This window comes from Planktothrix sp. FACHB-1355, assembly GCF_014748295.1.
Classification (GTDB): Bacteria; Cyanobacteriota; Cyanobacteriia; order Cyanobacteriales; family Aerosakkonemataceae; genus Aerosakkonema; species Aerosakkonema funiforme_A.
In genome coordinates this window covers 1-3,308 of the sequence record NZ_JACJUP010000820.1, presented here as the reverse complement: position 1 = coordinate 3,308, position 3,308 = coordinate 1, and the positions used below count along the sequence as shown (strand labels likewise).

Annotated in this window: 1 protein-coding gene; it reads right to left on the bottom strand. The window is 47.7% G+C overall.

Translation table 11 applies throughout. The features are described 5' to 3' along the window. Positions 1–168 precede the first annotated feature (168 nt). On the bottom strand, positions 169–2,394 hold the full coding sequence (locus H6S82_RS33090; protein WP_190463457.1) for an Rne/Rng family ribonuclease: 2,226 nt from the start codon (positions 2,392–2,394) through the stop codon (positions 169–171). Positions 2,395–3,308: the final 914 nt, after the last annotated feature.

Sequence of the window (3,308 nt, the reverse complement as noted above, 5' to 3'; positions counted from 1 at the left end):
CCTCGCCCGACTTCATCAACACCTGCAACCAGCTCGGTAAAGAGGGAGTGGGGGAGTGGGGGAGTGGAGGAGTGGGGGAGTGCTGCAATTATCAGATCCTTCATCTTCATTTTTCCATCTCCCATTTCCCCATCAGCCATCACCGTGAGTTATTTGCAACTAGCAATTTTACCGATCGCTCTCACCGTCAGTAGCCGAGGAACGGCGACGACGCCGACGCCGCAGCAACAAAGAATCGCCATTATCCGATTCGCTCGATGCGATCGCTACAGGCTCAGGATCGGGATCGACACTTTGCTCGATGCTGTCTGTATCTTGGATGTCGAACGATGGCTCGGAGTCAAAACTTTCCTCATCAGAGTAGTTAGGAATTCCCCTGTCCGGTGCTTCTGTATAATCGCGATCGATCTCCTCTGTTCTAGATTGAGCCGGTTCAAAAGCAACATCTTCGTCTGCTTGTCCTGGCAACTTCACAATTATAGTTGCGGCTTTGGGATTTTTAAGTTGGCGATTTAAACGTACCAGAGGGGACACACCCATAAAAGCATAAACTTGCTGTTCCTCTGGAGTCATTTCTACAGAAACGATTTCCGGCGGTACAGTTTCTGGCTTCACAGGACGCTCTATGCGCGAGCTGTCGAGGCGAAGTCCTTTCGGCCCCGTTGGCGAAAACACCTTTGAAGGCAAAGGTTCTGGCTCACTCATCCATTTGGAATCGTTTGATATGGAGCTAGGTGATTTAGTGGGAGACACAAACTCATTCGGCTTGGGCGACTCTTCTTCCAAACGTCCACCTTCACCAATACCCAGGCGGCGACGACGGCGACGGCGAGAGTTAGCTCCCAAACCGCGTTCTTGATAGTTGGGATGATTCATCATATCCAAGTCAAGATCGGAACCGGGAGCCATATCATCTGCATAACCCTCTGCATCCCAGAAGTTATCCTGTCCGGCGGTTTCTCGCACGACTTCGCTTTGTCCGTAGGGTGCGGGTAGTACGGGACGACTCTGGAAGGAAGCAGATCCAGCACTTTCTGGAATTTCATCTGCCGATGGGAAGATGCGTTCCCGCAAGGATGGTGACGCCGATTCGCGGACTGGCAGTATCGCCGTTTCTCGTTCGCGTGGCGACTGCAATGGAGATTCGCGATTAGCGGCTTCTCCTGGTAGATGTACTAAATGACCCAATCCGCCGCAAGTAGCGCAAGGACGACCGAATAGTTCGTAAATGTTTTGGCCTTGCCGCTTGCGAGTCAATTCCACTAAGCCGAGTTCGGAGAGCTGGGCAATTTGGGGCCTTGCTTTGTCAAATTTGAGCGCTTTGTTGAAATGTTCCAGTACCTGCAACTGGTCGCGGCGCGAATCCATATCGATAAAGTCAACAATAATTACACCAGCCAAATTCCGCAGGCGCAGCTGGCGGGCAATTTCTGTAGCCGCTTCGCAGTTTGTCCACAAAACCGTTTCCCTAGCTGTAGCCGATCGCGTAAAAGATCCAGAGTTGACATCGATCACGGTTAGCGCTTCTGTCGGCTCGATAATTATATAACCTCCAGAGGGGAGATCTACTCTAGGTTTAAGAGCTTCTTTAATAGCCGCGTTGACGCGGAAATATTCCAAAACCGAGAGGCGATCGCGGTGCTGATCGATCAAAACTCCTTGCGGTGTCCTTCCCCCACTCCACGTCATTAAATGCTGCTTCACTCGCTTCACGCCAGTGTGCGAATCTACAACGATGCGATTTACATCCTCGCTGTACATATCTCGCAGTACGCGCTGGACAAAATCATCATCTCGATTCAGCAATGCGGGTGCCCGCGTTGAGATAGCTTCTTGTTGAATAGCTTCCCACTGTTTTTGCAGCGCTTCCAAATCTTCTATAATTGCTTCTTCTGGGCGATTTTCTGCTTCTGTTCGCACTAACAAACCCATACCTGCTGGTTTGAGCAGAATCGCCAATGCTCTGAGGCGATTGCGTTCGCTTTCACTTTTTATCCGCCGCGATAAATTGACGCCTCGGCCAAATGGCATTAGCACTAAATACCGTCCGGGTAAGGTAATATTGCCAGTCAGTCTGGGGCCTTTGTTTCCGGTCGGCTCCTTCATCACTTGTACTAAAACTTTCTGCTGGGGTGTTAGCAGTTCTGTAATTGCTCCAGCAGTACGTTTTAGGCGCAATGGCCCTAAATCGGATACGTGAATAAATCCGTTGCGTTCCGGGTCTCCAATGTTAACAAAAGCCGCATCTATACCAGGAAGTACATTTTCTACAATGCCTAGATAAATATCACCAACTTGGTGATTTCCTGTGGCAACAACTAATTCTTGAATTTGATCTTCGGAAAATACAGCAGCGATGCGATGCTGCTCAGCGATAATAATTTGCTTTGGCATTCAAATTCCTCAAAAATTAGCAATGCTCGATCGTTCATGGTTCATCACAATTTCCCCATGAGCAATTCTCCAATGAACAATCGTTAAATTTGCCCCTGTAGGTGGGTAGGGGTTTCCTCTGTTGTACGGATTTGTAACGATGGTTTTAATAACCACAATTGTGGTAATAAAACAACCCTGTTCAAAAATCCGTCTTTAAAGGAGTCACAAGGTCGCGTTTATCAATTAAGGTGCGTAGTACCCTTCTATGCAGATTAGGCACTAATATTTCGCTTTTGACGAATTAGGAAGTCTCAAAGTTCTGCGGAAGTCAGTTTTAGCCAGCATCCGTTATTTCTTTATTAACGGTGGCACCCTTAAAGGCTGCTTCAGCCTGCAACTTGTTCCGATATTGGGCTCGTAGGCGAGTCATATTTTTAACCGATTCAACGAGCCAACATCTAAAAGTATCTCGACGTGAGCTACGCCAAAGGGCATGAAATTGATGTTACCTAATCTACCCTACATAGAGGGTTTTGCCCTACAGTTAGTATTGGGTTAGATAAGGGAAGCGCTTACAGCGGGTTCTCTTAACAGTTGAGGTTGCCGTTCTGGAAAACTTACTCAAACTTACTCACCAGACCTGGAAAGGCTGATTTTACAAAGTTTGACGTTTCCTTCCTGCTTCATCGAATCCTTAACGGCAGTGCCATTAAGTTGGTGTGACCCTCCACAGGCAATACCCGTTGAACTAACGGTTAAAGGAGATTAACAAGGCTAACTAAATAGAAAAGGCAAAAGAAACAAAGGAGTTACTCCAGCTCAGTTTCTACTTTTTGATTTTTACTTGCCTGTTGGGGATGTTACCCCATACTCAAGCACGATCGAATGTTGTTTACAGAGTTGACCGCTCGCTAGGAGTTTTGTTAGCGCTT